The organism is Affinirhizobium straminoryzae, from assembly GCF_007004135.1.
Classification (GTDB): Bacteria; Pseudomonadota; Alphaproteobacteria; order Rhizobiales; family Rhizobiaceae; genus Neorhizobium; species Neorhizobium straminoryzae.
Window position 1 is genome coordinate 19,538 of the sequence record NZ_VJMG01000069.1, and the last position, 15,797, is coordinate 35,334.

The 15,797-nt window shown below is 62.9% G+C and carries 16 protein-coding genes; 13 read left to right on the forward strand and 3 right to left on the reverse strand.

The window, feature by feature from the left end; genetic code table 11:
• Positions 1-18: 18 nt before the first annotated feature.
• From FNA46_RS20685 to FNA46_RS20695, 3 genes are all read left to right on the forward strand, one after another.
• A complete protein-coding gene (locus FNA46_RS20685) occupies positions 19-816 on the forward strand; it encodes an FAD binding domain-containing protein (protein WP_143127108.1) in 798 nt (265 codons plus the stop codon).
• Positions 817-1,041: 225 nt separating this feature from the next.
• Positions 1,042-2,256 (forward strand): 5-aminolevulinate synthase, encoded by a 1,215-nt coding sequence (hemA, locus tag FNA46_RS20690; RefSeq protein WP_143127109.1) that lies wholly within the window; start codon positions 1,042-1,044, stop codon positions 2,254-2,256.
• Between the two features lie 81 nt (positions 2,257-2,337).
• The gene (locus FNA46_RS20695) at positions 2,338-3,453 is read left to right on the forward strand and encodes a serine hydrolase domain-containing protein (RefSeq protein WP_246103253.1); all 1,116 of its coding nucleotides are present in this window, start codon (positions 2,338-2,340) and stop codon (positions 3,451-3,453) included.
• Between the two features lie 12 nt (positions 3,454-3,465).
• On the opposite strand, the gene FNA46_RS20700 is transcribed toward FNA46_RS20695, so the two are convergent.
• Positions 3,466-4,875: a helix-turn-helix domain-containing protein gene (locus FNA46_RS20700; protein ID WP_143127111.1), complete on the reverse strand. Its 1,410-nt coding sequence runs from the start codon at positions 4,873-4,875 to the stop codon at positions 3,466-3,468.
• A 132-nt stretch (positions 4,876-5,007) separates the two neighbouring features.
• Here FNA46_RS20700 and FNA46_RS20705 point away from each other — a divergent pair, with 132 nt between their 5' ends.
• The 7 genes from FNA46_RS20705 (at position 5,008) to FNA46_RS20735 (ending at position 10,971) form a co-directional block, all read left to right on the forward strand.
• Positions 5,008-6,540 carry an acyl-CoA carboxylase subunit beta gene (locus tag FNA46_RS20705; protein ID WP_143127112.1) on the forward strand — a complete coding sequence of 511 codons (1,533 nt, stop codon included), beginning with the start codon at positions 5,008-5,010 and terminating at the stop codon, positions 6,538-6,540.
• Between the two features lie 13 nt (positions 6,541-6,553).
• Positions 6,554-6,790: a DUF4160 domain-containing protein gene (locus FNA46_RS20710; protein ID WP_143127113.1), complete on the forward strand. Its 237-nt coding sequence runs from the start codon at positions 6,554-6,556 to the stop codon at positions 6,788-6,790.
• Positions 6,771-7,055, forward strand: coding sequence for a DUF2442 domain-containing protein (locus FNA46_RS20715; protein ID WP_143127114.1), 285 nt, complete (start codon positions 6,771-6,773; stop codon positions 7,053-7,055). Before FNA46_RS20710 ends, FNA46_RS20715 begins: the two co-directional genes overlap by 20 nt.
• A 110-nt stretch (positions 7,056-7,165) precedes the next feature.
• Positions 7,166-8,059 carry a glutathione-dependent disulfide-bond oxidoreductase gene (yghU, locus tag FNA46_RS20720; RefSeq protein ID WP_143127115.1) on the forward strand — a complete coding sequence of 298 codons (894 nt, stop codon included), beginning with the start codon at positions 7,166-7,168 and terminating at the stop codon, positions 8,057-8,059.
• 123 nt (positions 8,060-8,182) lie between these two features.
• Complete coding sequence (locus FNA46_RS20725) at positions 8,183-8,542, forward strand: hypothetical protein (protein ID WP_143127177.1); 360 nt, start codon at positions 8,183-8,185, stop codon at positions 8,540-8,542.
• 37 nt (positions 8,543-8,579) lie between these two features.
• A complete protein-coding gene (locus FNA46_RS20730; RefSeq protein ID WP_143127116.1) occupies positions 8,580-8,954 on the forward strand; it encodes a hypothetical protein in 375 nt (124 codons plus the stop codon).
• Between the two features lie 4 nt (positions 8,955-8,958).
• A complete protein-coding gene (locus FNA46_RS20735) occupies positions 8,959-10,971 on the forward strand; it encodes an acetyl-CoA carboxylase biotin carboxylase subunit (RefSeq protein WP_143127117.1) in 2,013 nt (670 codons plus the stop codon).
• Positions 10,972-11,253: 282 nt separating this feature from the next.
• Here FNA46_RS20735 and FNA46_RS20745 read toward each other — a convergent pair whose 3' ends face one another.
• The gene (locus FNA46_RS20745; RefSeq protein WP_143127118.1) at positions 11,254-11,523 is read right to left on the reverse strand and encodes a type II toxin-antitoxin system ParD family antitoxin; all 270 of its coding nucleotides are present in this window, start codon (positions 11,521-11,523) and stop codon (positions 11,254-11,256) included.
• A gap of 106 nt (positions 11,524-11,629) precedes the next feature.
• Here FNA46_RS20745 and scpA point away from each other — a divergent pair, with 106 nt between their 5' ends.
• Genes scpA through FNA46_RS20760 form a run of 3 tightly spaced genes read left to right on the forward strand, consistent with a single transcriptional unit; the run spans position 11,630 to position 14,510 of the window.
• On the forward strand, positions 11,630-13,768 hold the full coding sequence (scpA, locus tag FNA46_RS20750; RefSeq protein ID WP_143127119.1) for a methylmalonyl-CoA mutase: 2,139 nt from the start codon (positions 11,630-11,632) through the stop codon (positions 13,766-13,768).
• Positions 13,769-13,804: 36 nt separating this feature from the next.
• Positions 13,805-14,107, forward strand: coding sequence for a type II toxin-antitoxin system MqsR family toxin (locus FNA46_RS20755; protein ID WP_143127120.1), 303 nt, complete (start codon positions 13,805-13,807; stop codon positions 14,105-14,107).
• Between the two features lies 1 nt (position 14,108).
• The gene (locus FNA46_RS20760; RefSeq protein ID WP_143127121.1) at positions 14,109-14,510 is read left to right on the forward strand and encodes a type II toxin-antitoxin system MqsA family antitoxin; all 402 of its coding nucleotides are present in this window, start codon (positions 14,109-14,111) and stop codon (positions 14,508-14,510) included.
• Positions 14,511-14,512: 2 nt separating this feature from the next.
• On the opposite strand, the gene dxr is transcribed toward FNA46_RS20760, so the two are convergent.
• Positions 14,513-15,679: a 1-deoxy-D-xylulose-5-phosphate reductoisomerase gene (gene dxr, locus FNA46_RS20765; RefSeq protein WP_143127122.1), complete on the reverse strand. Its 1,167-nt coding sequence runs from the start codon at positions 15,677-15,679 to the stop codon at positions 14,513-14,515.
• Positions 15,680-15,797: the final 118 nt, after the last annotated feature.

Below are 15,797 nucleotides of genomic sequence, written 5' to 3' on the forward strand. Positions count from 1 at the left end.
GAAAAGGGGGAGACCATCATGTATGCTACCAGCTACCACCGTGCATCCTCCGTCGGCGAAGCCGTCAATCTGCGCGCCTCGCATGACGAGGGGCGCTATGTCTCCGGCGGCATGACGCTGATCGCCACCATGAAACAGCGTCTGGCGGCCCCGTCGGACCTCATCGACCTGCGCCACATTGCGGATCTCAGGGGCATCTCCGTCGAGGGGCGCTCCGTGCGGATTGGTGCCGCTACCCCGCACGCGGATGTGGCCGGCTCTGCGGCTCTGCGGACCGTCTGTCCGGCGCTCTGCCATCTCGCTGGCCTGATCGGCGATCCGCATGTGCGCAACATGGGAACGATCGGCGGTTCGGTCGCCAACAACGATCCGGCGGCGGATTATCCCTCCGCCGTCCTGGCGCTGAATGCCACCGTGGTGACCGACCGGCGGGAGATCGCGGCCGATGATTTTTTCCTCGGCATGTTCGATACCGCGCTGGAAGAGGCGGAGATGATCACTGCCTTCCGCTTCGAGGCGCCGGAAAAGGCAGGCTATGCCAAGTTCCCGAATCCTGCCTCACGCTATGCGATCACTGGCGTCTTCGTGGCGAAGACGGCGGGCGGCGCGCGTGTTGCCGTCACCGGTGCCGGTTCTAGCGGCGTCTTCCGGGTGCCGGAGATGGAGGCGGCGCTGTTGTCCTCCTGGGCACCCGAATCAGTCGCTAATGTCTCTGTCGATCCGGCCCAGCTGATGTCGGATCTGCATGCCACGGCCGAGTATCGCGCCAATCTGGTGCGGGTCATGGCGAAGCGCGCCGTGCAGGCATCGCTCTAAAGGTTCCAAGGCGAGCAACTGGGGCGGTTTCGGCCGCCCCTTTTTTGCGCTTTTTGCCCTGGTCTTGATGTGAATCAACTTTCTCTTATCGATACCGTCATAAATTCAAATTGGAATTGTTCAAAAAAATGGGCCAAATGCCGCAGGCGACTGTGATTTGTACCCGTCGGGGTTGACGCCAAAGCAGCTGCGACCGACAAAAGGCGCAGGTTCTGGAGTGTGAGAATGGATTTCGAGGCATTTTTCAAGGGCGAGCTGGACAGCCTTCACCAGGAAGGTCGTTACCGCGTGTTCGCCGATCTCGAGCGGCATCGCGGCAATTTTCCCCGTGCCACTCGCCACACTGCGGAAGGCAAGCGTGACGTCACCGTCTGGTGCTCGAATGACTATCTCGGCATGGGCCAGCATCCGGCCGTGATCGCCGCCATGCATGAGGCGATCGATCACTGTGGCGCGGGTGCGGGAGGCACCCGGAATATTTCTGGCACCAACCACTACCACGTCCTTCTGGAGCAGGAACTGGCCGATCTGCACGGCAAGGATTCCGCCCTCATCTTCAATTCCGGCTACATGTCCAACTGGGCGACGCTTGGCACGCTGGGTGCCAAGATCCCCGGCCTCATCATCTATTCCGACGCGCTGAACCATGCCTCGATGATCGAGGGCATCCGCTATGGCAAGTGCGAGCGCGTGATCTGGAAGCATAACGATCTGGACGACCTGCGCGCCAAGCTTGCGGTCGCTGATCCGAAGGCTCCGAAGCTGATTGCCTTCGAAAGCGTGTATTCGATGGATGGCGATATCGCACCGATCAAGGAGATCTGCGATCTGGCCGACGAGTTCGGCGCCATGACCTATCTCGATGAAGTGCATGCGGTCGGCATGTATGGTCCGCGCGGCGGCGGCATTGCCGAGCGCGAGGGTCTGATGGACCGCATCACCATCATCGAAGGCACGCTCGGCAAGGCCTTCGGCGTGATGGGCGGTTACATCACCGGATCGCATGCGGTCTGTGATTTCATTCGCTCGTTTGCCTCCGGTTTCATCTTCACGACGGCCCTGCCGCCGGCGCTCGCCGCAGGCGCGCTCGCCTCGATCCGCCACCTGAAGGCAAGCCCCTTCGAGCGCGCCCGCCATCAGGATCGCGTGCGCAAGCTGCGCGCCTCGCTCGATGCCCGTGGCATTCCGCACATGCCGAACCCCAGCCACATCGTGCCGGTCATGGTCGGCGATGCCGCCAAGTGCAAGTGGATCTCGGACCTGCTGCTGGATCACTCCGGCATCTATGTCCAGCCGATCAACTACCCGACGGTGCCGCGCAAGACCGAACGCCTGCGCATCACGCCGACGCCGCTGCATTCGGATGGTGATATAGAGCATCTGGTCGGTGCGCTGCATCAGTTGTGGTCGCGGTGCGCGCTTGCGCGGGCTGTCGCCTGACGCTTACATTCCTGGCTTGCATTCGAGGGACGGATCATGGAGACATGATACGTCCTTTGGTTTTTGTGGGGAGTGTCGGCCGTGTCCTTGGATCGTGTGAATGGCCTTCTCGATCAGGTGACGGCGAGCGGTCGCATCACCGGTGCCGTGGTGCTGGTCTACCGCGACGGCGTGCCGGTGCTGGAGCGCGCAGTCGGCTATCAGGATCGCGAAGCCGGCGTGCCGGTCAGCCTCGATACCATCTTCCGCTATGCCTCCGTTACCAAGCCGATCGTGGCGGCCACCGCGCTGGCTATGGTCGAGCGCGGACTTTTTTCGCTCGATGATGCCGTGACCGATCATCTGCCCTGGTTCCGCCCGCTCGATCCGGACGGTGCGCCGGCCGATATTCGCGTGCGCCATCTCATCACCCACACCGCGGGTCTCTCCTATGACGCAGGCCTTGAGCAGCGTTCGGCAGAGCGCGCCGTCAACCAGGGCCTCAGCGATACCAGCCTGTCGCTGGAGGAGAATTTTTCGCGGTTGAGCGGCACGCCGCTGGCCTTCCGCCCCGGCGCACAGTGGCTCTATTCCACCGCCATCGACGTGCTGGGCGCGGTGATCGAGCAGGTGCATGGCGCCTCGCTGGAGGATGCGGTGATCGTGCATGTCGCCGGCCCGCTGCAGATGAAGGATGCGCGTTTCCACGTCACGGACCTGTCGCGGCTTGCCGTCGCCTATGCCGATTCGTCCGAGGGGCCGGTGCGCATGCCGGATCCCTGGCACGCAAAGACCGAAACCTTCGAGGCCTTCTTCTCGCCGTCGCGCATCTTCAACAGCCGCGCCTTCCAGTCCGGCGGTGCCGGCATGGTCGGCACGGCGCGCGATGTGATGCGGCTGCTGGAGGCGATCCGCACCGGCGGCGAGCCGCTGTTTTCCCGCGAGATGGCCGAGGCCGGCCTCTCCAACCAGATCGGCGATGTGCCCGGCAATCCCGGCCAGCGTTTCGGCTATTTCGGCGCGATCATCACCGATCCGGCAGCGGCCATGACGGCGCTGCCGGCTGGTGCCGTGCAGTGGGGCGGCGTCTATGGCAATACCTGGTTCATGCTGCCGGATCAGGGCGTGACGGTGGTCAGCCTCACCAACAATGCGCTGGAAGGCTGCAACGGCGCCTATCCGGAAGAACTGCGCGCCGCCGTCTGCGAAAGCCTCTGACGTCCTGACCCCTCAGACGATCCGGTAGGGAATGATCGAGCGGTTGTCGTGATCGACCGCAAGCCGGCTTTTCAGGGGCGGCATGGCGCGCTGCGGGCAGGTGTGCCGCTCGCAGATGCGACAGGATATGCCGATTGGCTCGAAGGCAGCGCGATTGTCGAGATCGAGGTCGTCGGCATAGACGAAGCTTCCGGCGTCGGAAATCTCGCAGCCGAGCGCCAGCGCATAGCGCGGCTGAACGGCGCGAAAGCCGCCGCTGCCCTTGGTGATCTGCGTGGCAAGGCAGAGATAGCGCACGCCATCCGGCGTTTCCGCCAGCTGGCGGATGATGCGGCCCGGCATTTCGAAGGCCTGATGCACATTCCAGAGCGGACAGGCGGCGCCGAAACGGGCGAATTGCAGCTTTGCCGCGCTATGGCGCTTGGTGATGTTGCCGGCCCGGTCGACGCGGGCGAAGAAGATCGGAACCCCCTTCTGCCCCGGTCTTTGCAGCGTGCTGAGGCGATGGCAGACCTGTTCCAGGCTCGCGCCGAAATGGGCGGCCAACAGGTCGAGATCGTGGCGCAGCGCGCGGGCCCGTTTCAGGAAGTTCTCATAGGGCAGGAGAAGCGCGCCGGCAAAATAGTTCTGCAGGCCGATGCGACAGATATCGGCCGCCTCTGCCGTACGGAAGCCTGCTTCGCGCACCATGCGCTCGATCATGTCTGTGGCGTGCAACTGGGCGATCTGCAGCGCCATCTGGAAATCGCGCGTCGCGGGCGTCGCATAGGCATTCAGAAGCAGGCGGCGGGTCGCCGGGTTGAAGCTGCGGATCAGGTCGTCGGCAAGTACGGCGCGCTCCACGACGATGCCGAAGCGGGTGCCGAGATGGTGCTGCAGCGCCGCATGGTTCTCGCCGCCGCCGAGCCCCAGTTCGCCGGCCAGCGTTTCGGCGGCCACATCCAGATCGTGCAGGTAGTTGTCGACGAAGTGAAAATAGTCGCGCACCTCGTCATAGGGCGTGGCCTCTGTCAGCGCCGCGCGTCCCAGCCGGTCATCCATGCTGGCCAGCTGCTCGCTGGAGCGGCGATAGGCCTGATGGGCGGTGATCAGTGCATGCGCCAGCCCCGGCGCGTTCTGCGTCACCAGCTTCAGGTCGGCAAGGCTCGCATGGTAGCCGTCAAACAGCGGGTCGGAGAGCGCCTCCGACAGGGCGGATAGCAGCCGGTCCCCTTCGCCGGAGGAAAGTTCGGCAAGGCTGATGCCGAATTTTTCCGCCAGTGCCAGCAGCACGGCGGCGGAAACGGGCCGCTGGTTGTTCTCGATCTGGTTCAGATAGCTGGTGGAGATGCCGAGCCGGTCGGCGAACTGCGCCTGCGTGGCGCGTGCCGCATCCCTGAGTTCGCGCACCTTGCGCCCGATATAGAGTTTTCCGATTGCCATGATTTGCAACTTCGCAAAATGCAGTTTGCATATTCATAGATTACACACCGCCACCCATTCAACGAAAATCCATGTTTCGCGTGCAGGTCCAGCAGGATACAACACGGGGAAAAGCAGAATCTGGGAGGCAGCATGCGTGCAGTCTTGAACGAAGTGGAAGCCCGCCGCGCCGAAGCGCGGCTGGGGGGCGGGCAGAAGCGCATCGATGCGCAGCATGCCAAGGGCAAGCTGACCGCGCGCGAGCGCATCGAGGTGCTGCTCGACGAGGGCTCCTTCGAAGAATACGACATGTATGTCACCCATCGCTGCGTCGATTTCGGCATGGACGCGCAGAAGGTGGCGGGCGATGGTGTCGTCACCGGCTGGGGCACCATCAACGGCCGCCAGGTCTATGTCTTCTCCCAGGATTTCACGGTTCTGGGCGGCTCCCTCTCTGAAACCCATGCGCAAAAAATCTGCAAGATCATGGATATGGCGGTTCGGGTCGGCGCGCCGGTGATCGGCCTCAACGATTCCGGCGGTGCGCGCATCCAGGAGGGTGTCGCGTCGCTCGCCGGTTATGCGGAGGTCTTCCGCCGCAACGCGGAGGCCTCCGGCGTCATTCCGCAGATCTCCGTCATCATGGGTCCCTGCGCGGGCGGCGCCGTCTATTCGCCGGCCATGACCGATTTCATCTTCATGGTGCGCGACTCATCCTACATGTTCGTCACCGGCCCGGACGTGGTGAAGACCGTGACGAACGAGATCGTCACCGCAGAAGAACTGGGCGGCGCTTCCACCCACACAAAGAAGTCCTCCGTCGCTGATGCGGCCTATGAGAACGATATCGAGACGCTGGAAGCCGTGCGCCAGCTCTTCGATTTCCTGCCGCTCAACAACCGCGAGAAGCCGCCGCTGCGGCCTTTCTTCGATGATCCTGCGCGCGTGGAAATGCGCCTCGACAGCCTGATCCCGGATTCGGCCACCAAGCCCTACGACATGAAGGAACTGATCTACGCGATTGCCGATGAGGGCGATTTCTTCGAGATCCAGGAGGCTTTCGCGAAAAACATCGTCACCGGCTTCATCCGGCTGGAAGGCCAGACGGTTGGCGTCGTCGCCAACCAGCCGATGGTGCTGGCCGGCTGCCTCGATATCGATGCCTCCCGCAAGGCGGCCCGCTTCGTGCGCTTCTGCGATGCCTTCTCGATCCCGATCCTGACGCTGGTCGATGTGCCGGGTTTCCTGCCGGGTGTCGCGCAGGAATATGGCGGCGTCATCAAGCACGGCGCGAAACTCCTGTTCGCATATTCCGAAGCGACCGTGCCGATGGTGACGCTGATCACGCGCAAAGCCTATGGCGGAGCCTATGACGTGATGGCCTCCAAGCATATCGGCGCGGATGTCAACTATGCCTGGCCGACGGCGGAAATCGCGGTGATGGGCGCCAAGGGTGCCACCGAGATCCTCTACCGCTCGGAACTGGGTGACGCGGAGAAGATCGCGGCGCGGACGAAAGAGTACGAGGAGCGTTTCGCCAACCCCTTCGTGGCGGCAGAGCGCGGCTTCATCGACGAGGTGATCATGCCGCATTCCTCCCGCCGCCGCATTGCCCGCGCCTTCGCGAGCCTGCGCAACAAGCAGGTGACGACGCACTGGAAGAAGCACGACACCATTCCGCTGTGAGGAGGCAGGCAAGATGCCGGTCCTCCTGCGGTGGCATGGTCATCGCTTCCTATTTTATTCCATGGAGGTGGGCGAGCCGCCGCATGTCCATGTGTTGAAGGATGGAAAGCAGTTGAAGGTGTGGCTGGCCGATCTTCGGGTGGCGCGCAATGCAGGTTTTGCGCCGCATGAGGTGAATGATATTTTGAAGGTCGTCGCACGCCATCGGCAGGCGTTTACGGAGGCATGGCATGACTACTTTGGACATTGATGACAAGCAGTTGCTCATTGCCGATGTGGAGGTTGGCACGGAAACGCTGCTGTTCAGGATGCAGGACGGGCGAAAGATCGAAGCGCCGTTATGGTGGTATCCAAACCTGTTCGCAGCCTCGCCAGAGGACCGGAAGAAATGGCAGATCCTTCCGTTCGGCGATGCCGTAGGGTGGGAGGACCTGGACGAGTATATCAGCGCCAAGGCTCTGATCATCGGCGCCGCCGCCCCCGGCGCCAAGCCACCGGCCGAGGCGGCCGAATAAAATCGAGGTGAAAGGGAAAAAGAACGGAAGGTGGCGAAACGTAACCGTCCTCTTCCTATATCATCGCGGGCGTTCCGTTCGCCTCCCTTTCAAAGCTAGGATATTCTCTGATGACCGACACCAAATTTCCGCCGGAAAACAATCTGCCCGCCGGCTATGAGCCGCCCAAGGTCTGGACCTGGGAGCCTGGCAATGGTGGCCAGTTCGCCTCCATCAACCGGCCGATTGCCGGCCCGACCCATGAGAAGGAACTGCCGGTCGGCACCCATCCGCTGCAGCTTTATTCGCTCGGCACGCCGAACGGCCAGAAGGTCACCATCCTGCTGGAAGAACTGCTGGCCGCCGGCCACACCGATGCCGAATATGATGCCTGGCTGATCACCATCGGCAAGGGTGAGCAGTTCGGCTCCGGCTTCGTCGCGGTCAACCCGAACTCCAAGATCCCGGCGCTGATGGATCATCAGCCGAAGGATGGCGGCGAGCCGGTGCGCCTGTTCGAATCCGGTTCCATCCTCGTCTATCTCGCCGAAAAGTTCGGCGCCTTCCTGCCTTCCGATCCGCGCGCCAAGGCGGAAGTGATGAACTGGCTGTTCTGGCAGATGGGCTCGGCGCCCTTCGTCGGCGGCGGCTTTGGCCACTTCTTCTCCTATGCGCCGGTCAAGATCCAGTATGCGATCGATCGCTATGCCATGGAGACCAAGCGCCAGCTCGACGTGCTGAACCGCCGCCTGGCGGAAAGCGAATTCGTCGGCGGCAGCGAGTATTCGATCGCCGACATGGCGATCTGGCCCTGGTATGGCCGGCTGGCTCTCGACAGCTCCTATCCGAATGCCGGCGAATTCCTCTCCACCGGGGACTACGAGCATCTGGGGCGCTGGGCACGGCAGCTTGCCGCGCGCACCGGCGTCAAGCGCGGCTCCATCGTCAACAAGGCCTCGGGCGACCCCGGCACCTTCCTGCCCGAACGCCATGCGGCATCCGATTTCGATACGCTGACGCTCTGACATGAACGACATAGGGTTTCCCCTCGCGCCATCAGCCGGGGGGAGGCCACCCGGCGCGGGGCTGGCTTCCGCGCCAATAGACACATTGAAGGACTGGAGAAGAACACCGTGGCCCTGCCCGACATGACGAAACATCGCGGTTTTCCAGGCGGCATGCCCGGAACCGGCGTCCAGTTCACCATCCGCCGTGCCAATCCGAAGGGTGTGACGCCCATCAAGGCGCTGCCGCGCAAGGCGCGCCCCGGCAGCAAGGAACACCGCATCGATGCGGCCTTCCTGCATGCGCTCTGGCATCATTTCGGGTCTGAGCCCTTCGAGCGCGGCAATCTGGATGCCGCCCGCCTCAACCTGCTGTTCGGCCGTGAGGTGGTTCCGGTGGAGAAGGACTTTGACCCGATGTCCTACGAGGCGCTGCTGCGCATCGACGAACGCGTCGCCCGCCAGAATTTTCCCGAATCCTTCGACGACGTGTTTGAGGTCTGATGATGCCCACATTCGTTTTTGTGCCGGAGCGCGGATGATGGCCAAGATCCCCGAAATGCCGAAGCATCGCGGTTTTCCTCTCGGTCTGCCGGGCACACAATGGCAGTACACCCTGCGCCGCGCCAATTCGAAGGTCACCAAGCTCTACGCCATGCCGCGTTACCGCACGCTGGACCAGACGGTGGCGCTGGCCGATATCGGTTTCGTGCAGGCGCTCTGGCACTTTTTTGGCACCGAGCCGTTCGAACGCGGCAATCTGGATGGCGAGCGGCTCAGCCGCCTGTTCGGGCGCGAGGTGATCGCTGCCGAACGCGGCTTCGATCCGGCCTCCTACACCGCCAAGCTAAAGCTGAATGAGGCCGTGGCGCGGAAGAATTTTCCGCAGGCCTTCGAAGACGTTGCGGAGGGGTGACGGAATGCCGATCCAGAAAATTCTCATAGCGAACCGGGGCGAAATCGCCTGCCGCGTCATCCGCACGGCAAAGAAGATGGGCATCAAGACGGTCGCCGTCTATTCCGATGCGGATGCCAATGCGCTGCATGTGCGCGAAGCCGACGAGGCGGTGCATATCGGTCCGGCACCCTCGTCGCAGTCCTATATCGTCATCGACAAGATTCTGGACGCGATCCGAAAGACCGGCGCGGATGCCGTGCATCCGGGTTACGGGTTTCTCTCGGAAAACCCGCTGTTTGCCGCGGCGCTGGAAAAGGAAGGCGTCACCTTCATCGGCCCGCCGGTCGGCGCGATCCAGGCCATGGGCGACAAGATCACCTCGAAGAAGATTGCCGCGGAAGCCGGCGTTTCCACCGTGCCCGGCCATATGGGCCTGATCGAGGATGCCGACGAGGCGGTGAGAATCTCCGCATCCATCGGCTATCCCGTCATGATCAAGGCCTCTGCCGGTGGTGGCGGCAAGGGCATGCGCATTGCCTGGAACGATGCGGAAGCCCGCGAAGGCTTCCAGTCCTCGAAGAACGAGGCGAAAAGTTCTTTCGGCGATGACCGCATCTTCATCGAGAAATTCGTGACCGAGCCGCGCCACATCGAAATCCAGGTTCTGGGCGACAAATTTGGCAACTGCCTCTATCTCGGAGAGCGCGAATGCTCCATTCAGCGCCGGAACCAGAAGGTCATCGAGGAGGCGCCGTCGCCCTTCCTCGATGAGGCGACCCGCCGTGCCATGGGCGAACAGGCGGTGGCGCTGGCAAAAGCGGTCGGTTATCACTCGGCCGGCACGGTGGAATTCATCGTCGATGGCAAGGCCAACAGGTTCTATTTCCTCGAAATGAACACCCGCCTGCAGGTCGAGCATCCGGTCACCGAACTCGTGACCGGCATCGACCTTGTCGAGCAGATGATCCGCGTCGCCTCGGGCGAGAAGCTTTCGTTGACGCAAGCCGATGTGAAGCTCAACGGCTGGGCGATCGAAAGCCGGCTCTATGCGGAAGATCCCTTCCGCAACTTCCTGCCCTCCATCGGCAGGCTCAGCCGCTACCGCCCGCCCGTCGAAGGCGTTCAGGCCGATGGCACCGTGGTGCGCAACGATACCGGTGTCTACGAAGGCGGCGAGATCTCCATGTATTACGATCCGATGATCGCCAAGCTCTGCACCTGGGGCGAGACGCGCGCCGTTGCGATCGATGCCATGGCGGCGGCGCTGAATGATTTTCAGGTGGAAGGTATCGGCCACAATCTGCCCTTCCTCTCGGCCGTGATGGGGCAGGAGCGATTCCGCTCCGGCCGGCTGACGACGGCCTATATCGCGGAAGAGTTTCCGGAGGGCTTTTCCGGCGTGGCGCCGGATGCGGCATCCTCGCGGAAGCTGGCGGCGATTGCCGCTGTCGTCAATGCGAGGGTTCAAGTCCGCGCGACACAGATCTCAGGCACCATCGGCAACCATGCCCGCGTGGTGGGACGGGACTGGGTGGTCAAGCTCGGCGACGATGCCCATGCCATCAGCCTTTCGGGCACGGCGGAGGCGGAGATCGTGACCTTCGCCGAGGGCGGCGAGAGCGTCACGGTGGCCGGCTCTTGGCATCCCGGACAGACGCATGCGCATTTCGTGCTGAATGGCGAAAGGCTGGGCGTGAAGGTGGATCTGATCGGCTCCGCCATTCGCCTTCGCCTCAACGGCATGGATGTCGCGGCCCGCGTCCGCTCACCGCGTGTTGCGGACCTCGCCAAACTCATGCCTGTGAAGCTGCCGCCGGACACCTCGAAAATGCTGCTCTGCCCCATGCCGGGCGTCATCACCAGCGTGGCGGTCAAGCCGGGTGATACGGTGGAGGCCGGCCAGACGCTGGCGACCGTCGAAGCCATGAAGATGGAAAACGTGCTGAAGGCCGAACGCCGCGGCGTGGTGAAGCGCGTCGCCGCGAGTGCCGGTCAGAGCCTTGCTGTCGATGAAATGATCATGGAGTTCGAGTGAAAATGGGGTGTGCGGCTTCACCCCCCTCTGTCCTGCCGGACATCTCCCCCTCAAGGGGGGAGATCGGGTGTGGAACCCTCTCGCATACCCTCACACGCTTTAAGGGCTACCCGGATTCCTACGATTACTGTCTGCTAAGGCCTTGCTTCATGCCGATCTCCCCCCTTGAGGGGGAGATGCCCGGCAGGGCAGAGGGGGGTATCCGGCTATGCCGGTCTTATCCAAAGGCACCTCGCCGATACTCCAAAGCTATGGGACATAGGTGCAGTACCAAGCCATCAGTCATACACCGTATTCGGCCTTCTTTCGAGCAATCAAAGCCTCGATTTGTGCATGGCTTTCTTCCATGGTCAGGAAGGCCCCCTTGCGTCGTTCATCGACCAGAGCCCGCAACGCCGCAAGCTCCGCCTCTTTCCTCTCGGTCTGCTCACGCAGCAGTTCCAGCCCCTGCTGCACCACGGCGCTCACGCTGGAATAGCGACCTTCCTCAACCAGCCGGCGGGCAAACGCGTCCTGCTGGTCGGAGATCGAGACGGATGCTTTTACGGTCATGGCTCAAGGCTCCCGAGAAGACTAGATCCAATATGCTACTGAGTAGCAATCCCGTCAATCTCAATGCCGCACCGATCATGATGTCGGCCTCTGGAGGATCAGCCCGATGAGCAAGAAAACCGTCGCAGACTGGCAGGCCCTGGCGGAAAAGGAGCTGAAGACATCGCCCGATGCGCTGGTCTGGAACACACCCGAGGGCATTCCCGTCAAGCCGCTCTACACGGCGGAAGATCTTGAAGGTGTCGCGCATCTGGAAAGCCTGCCGGGCTTCAAGCCCTTCGTGCGCGGCCCGCGTGCCACCATGTATGCCGGCCGCCCCTGGACGATCCGCCAATATGCCGGCTTCTCCACGGCAGAAGAAAGCAATGCCTTCTATCGCAAGGCGCTGGCCGCCGGCCAGCAGGGCGTGTCCGTTGCCTTCGACCTCGCCACCCATCGCGGCTACGATTCCGATCATCCGCGTGTTGTCGGCGATGTCGGCAAGGCCGGGGTCGCGATCGACAGCGTGGAGGATATGAAGATCCTGTTCAGCGGCATTCCGCTGCAGGATATTTCCGTGTCGATGACCATGAACGGCGCGGTGATCCCGATCCTTGCCAATTTCATCGTCACCGGCGAGGAGCAGGGCGTCTCACGCGACCAGCTGTCCGGCACCATTCAGAACGATATTCTGAAGGAGTTCATGGTCCGCAACACCTATATCTATCCGCCGGAACCTTCCATGCGGATCATTGCGGACATCATTGCCTATACGGCCAAGGAAATGCCGCGCTTCAACTCCATCTCGATTTCCGGCTATCACATGCAGGAAGCCGGCGCGACCCTGGTGCAGGAACTGGCCTTCACGCTGGCCGATGGCCGCGAATATGTGCGTGCCGCTCTGGCGCGGGGTCTCAATGTCGATGAGTTCGCCGGCCGTCTCTCGTTCTTCTTCGCCATCGGCATGAATTTCTTCATGGAAGCCGCCAAGCTGCGCGCCGCGCGCCTGCTCTGGTCGAAGATCATGGAGGAGTTTGAGCCGAAGAAGCCGGGCTCGCTGATGCTGCGCACCCACTGCCAGACATCCGGTGTCTCGTTGCAGGAACAGGACCCCTACAACAACGTGATCCGCACGGCCTATGAGGCGCTCTCCGCCGTGCTCGGCGGCACGCAGTCGCTGCACACCAATGCGCTCGACGAGGCGATCGCGCTGCCGACGGAATTTTCGGCCCGCATTGCCCGCAACACGCAGCTGATCCTGCAGCACGAGACGGGCGTCACCAAGGTGGTCGATCCGCTGGCCGGCTCCTACTATGTCGAAAGTCTGACGAAGGAGCTGGCGGACAAGGCCTGGGCGCTGATCGAAGAGGTGGAAGCGCTCGGCGGCATGACAAAGGCTGTGGCCGATGGCCTGCCCAAGCGCCTGATCGAAGAAGCCGCCACGCGCCGCCAGGCACGCGTGGATCGCGGCGAGGAGATCATCGTCGGCGTCAACAAGTACCGGCTTGAGAACGAAGAGCCGATCGACATTCTCGATATCGACAACACCGCCGTGCGCAATGCGCAGATCAGGCGGCTGGAACAGATCCGCCGCCAGCGCGATCCGGCCCGGGTGGAGGCGGCCCTTGCTGCGCTGAAGACGGTGGCCGAAACGGGCGAGGGCAATCTTCTGGAAAAGGCGGTGGAGGCCGCCCGTGCCCGCGCCAGCGTCGGCGAGATCTCCGACGCGATGCGCTCGGTCTTCGGCGATCATTCCGCCGTGCCGGAGGTGGTGACGGACATTTACGGCGCGGCCTATGCGGGGGATCCGGAATATCAGACGCTGACCACCCGCCTTTCCGCCTATGCCGAAGCCACCGGCCTTCGTCCAAAGATGCTGGTCGCCAAGCTCGGGCAGGATGGGCATGATCGCGGCGCCAAGGTGATTGCCTCCGCCTTCGGCGATATCGGTTTCCAGGTGGTGGCGGGCCCGCTGTTCCAGACGCCCGAGGAGGCGGCCGATCTCGCCGTTTCGCAGAAGGTGCAGGTGGTCGGCATGTCGTCGCTCGCCGCCGGCCACAAGACGCTCGCGCCGCAGCTGATCGCAGCGCTGAAGGAACGCGGGGCCGAGGATGTCATCGTCGTGGTCGGCGGCGTCATTCCGCGCCAGGATTACCAGTTCCTGCTCGATGCCGGCGTTGCCGCCGTCTTCGGCCCCGGCACGAATGTGCTGGACGCGGCGCGCGCCATCCTCGACCTGATGGAGGGCCGGCGGAGGAATGTGTGATCCGTGCCTTGCCTGAATTAACCTCAAAGGTTATTTATGGAGAAACGCAAGCCGCATTGTTCTCTGGAACGCGTCAAGCTTCTCGTCGAGACGGGGGGTGTGCGGGCAACGGGTTCTGCATTTCTCGGGGCCCGTGCTCTGGGCATTGTTGACCTTGGGGGCATCTGCGAGGTGGTGATGGCGTTGACCTTAAGCAACTTTTACAAGTCCATGACGACCCATGCGGACAATGCCATCTGGCAGGATGTCTACCGAACGCGTACAGGACTGGGTGATGCTGTCTATCTGAAGCTTACCGTGATCGATGACGTGCTGATCGTGTCCTTCAAGGAACTGTGAGATGAAATGTCCGTGCTGCGGGGCGGCCGACCTCGTTCATGACACTCGGGATGTGGCTTATGCCTACAGGGGCGAGAAAACCCTGATCCCCGGTGTGACGGGTGATTTCTGCCCGGCCTGTCACGAAGTAATCCTCGATGCTGCCGAGGGCGATCGGTTTAGCCGGCTGGTGGGTGAATTCCAGCGCAAGGTGAACGCCGTGCTGGTCGATCCCGCCTATATCGCCGCTGTTCGCCGCAAGCTGAAGCTGGACCAGAAGCAGGCCGGTGAGATTTTTGGCGGTGGCGTCAATGCGTTCTCCCGCTACGAAAACGGGAAGACACGTCCGCCTGTGGCCCTCGTCAAGCTGCTGCGTCTGCTGGACCAGCATCCCGAACTGTTGAGCGAAGTTCGGGCCGCCTGACCTCACCCCAGCCTGGCCTTCGCCCGTTGCCGCGCCTCCAGATCGGCCGCAAACACGTCGTCCATGCTGGCGGCGGGTGGCAGATGCGCAAGCTCTTCCATCACCGCTTCGGTGATCTGGGCCATGGAAAGAAAGCCGGTATCGCCGGCGATGAAGGCGTCGAGCGCCACTTCCTTGGCGCCGTTCAGTACCGCGCCCTGCACGCCGCCGCGCGTCATGGCAAGGCGTGCGAGGCGGAGGGCGGGGAAGCGCGCTTCGTCTGGCGCCTCGAAATCCAGCCGTGCCAGTCTGGCGAAATCCAGCCGCTCCACCGGCAGCTTTGCGCGGCGCGGAAATTCCAGCGCATAGCCGATGGCATGGCGCATGTCTGGAGATCCGAGCTGGGCGAGCACCGACCCATCGGAATAGCCGACCATCGAATGGATGATCGATTGCGGATGGACGATCACCTCCACCTGCTCCGGAGCGAGGCCGAACAGGTGCTTGGCCTCGATCATCTCCAGCGCCTTGTTGAACATCGAGGCGCTGTCGATGGAAATTTTGAGGCCCATCGACCAGTTGGGATGGGCGCGCGCGGTCTCCACCGTCACATTTGCCATCTGTTCGCGGGTGAAGGTGCGGAAGGGGCCGCCGGAGGCGGTGAGGATCACCCGTTCGACGGCATGGCGCTGGCTTTCCTCCAGCACCTGGAAGATTGCATTGTGCTCGCTGTCGACCGGCAGCAGCCGTCCGCCGCCCTGGCGCACCGCGGCAACGAACAGATCGCCGGCGGAGACGAGGCATTCCTTGTTGGCAAGCGCAATGTCTGCGCCGCGGCGCGCGGCGGCCAGTGTGGGCGCAAGTCCGGCCGTGCCGACGATTGCTGCCATCACCATGTCGGCCCCGGCATTGGCGGCTTCCATCAGGCCGCTCTGACCGGCCGCCACCTCGATGCCGGTGCCGGACAAGAGGTCACGCAGCGCCACATACTGGCTTTCGTCTGCGGTCACCGCCAGGCGCGCACCATGGGCAATCGCCTGCTCGGCCAGAAGCGCAATATTGCTCGCCCCCGTCAGCGCCACCACCTCGAAGGTCTCGCGCCCGCCAAGATGCGTCAGAACATCCAGTGTATTGGTGCCGATCGAGCCGGTGGAGCCGAGAATGGAAATGCTGCGCGTAGAGGCTGTCATGCATGAGATCCGCGTTGGTCCCGGTTCGTTTACAGCTGGCGAAGGTCCCTCACAAGGGCGGATGCGCCGCATTGAATTTCGTCCCCGCCGATGCCAGATGCGATAGACTGCGGGACGC

What these genes read in the sequence shown, in the direction of transcription:
- FNA46_RS20745 (WP_143127118.1), bottom strand. Translation starts at nt 11,523, where the DNA reads ATGACCGTAAAAGCATCCGTCTCGATCTCCGACCAGCAGGACGCGTTT.
- FNA46_RS20710 (WP_143127113.1), top strand. Translation starts at nt 6,554, where the DNA reads ATGCCGGTCCTCCTGCGGTGGCATGGTCATCGCTTCCTATTTTATTCC.
- dxr (WP_143127122.1), bottom strand. Translation starts at nt 15,679, where the DNA reads ATGACAGCCTCTACGCGCAGCATTTCCATTCTCGGCTCCACCGGCTCG.
- FNA46_RS20705 (WP_143127112.1), top strand. Translation starts at nt 5,008, where the DNA reads ATGCGTGCAGTCTTGAACGAAGTGGAAGCCCGCCGCGCCGAAGCGCGG.
- FNA46_RS20700 (WP_143127111.1), bottom strand. Translation starts at nt 4,875, where the DNA reads ATGGCAATCGGAAAACTCTATATCGGGCGCAAGGTGCGCGAACTCAGG.
- scpA (WP_143127119.1), top strand. Translation starts at nt 11,630, where the DNA reads ATGAGCAAGAAAACCGTCGCAGACTGGCAGGCCCTGGCGGAAAAGGAG.
- FNA46_RS20755 (WP_143127120.1), top strand. Translation starts at nt 13,805, where the DNA reads ATGGAGAAACGCAAGCCGCATTGTTCTCTGGAACGCGTCAAGCTTCTC.
- FNA46_RS20760 (WP_143127121.1), top strand. Translation starts at nt 14,109, where the DNA reads ATGAAATGTCCGTGCTGCGGGGCGGCCGACCTCGTTCATGACACTCGG.
- FNA46_RS20735 (WP_143127117.1), top strand. Translation starts at nt 8,959, where the DNA reads ATGCCGATCCAGAAAATTCTCATAGCGAACCGGGGCGAAATCGCCTGC.
- hemA (WP_143127109.1), top strand. Translation starts at nt 1,042, where the DNA reads ATGGATTTCGAGGCATTTTTCAAGGGCGAGCTGGACAGCCTTCACCAG.
- FNA46_RS20685 (WP_143127108.1), top strand. Translation starts at nt 19, where the DNA reads ATGTATGCTACCAGCTACCACCGTGCATCCTCCGTCGGCGAAGCCGTC.
- FNA46_RS20725 (WP_143127177.1), top strand. Translation starts at nt 8,183, where the DNA reads ATGACGAAACATCGCGGTTTTCCAGGCGGCATGCCCGGAACCGGCGTC.
- yghU (WP_143127115.1), top strand. Translation starts at nt 7,166, where the DNA reads ATGACCGACACCAAATTTCCGCCGGAAAACAATCTGCCCGCCGGCTAT.
- FNA46_RS20715 (WP_143127114.1), top strand. Translation starts at nt 6,771, where the DNA reads ATGACTACTTTGGACATTGATGACAAGCAGTTGCTCATTGCCGATGTG.
- FNA46_RS20730 (WP_143127116.1), top strand. Translation starts at nt 8,580, where the DNA reads ATGGCCAAGATCCCCGAAATGCCGAAGCATCGCGGTTTTCCTCTCGGT.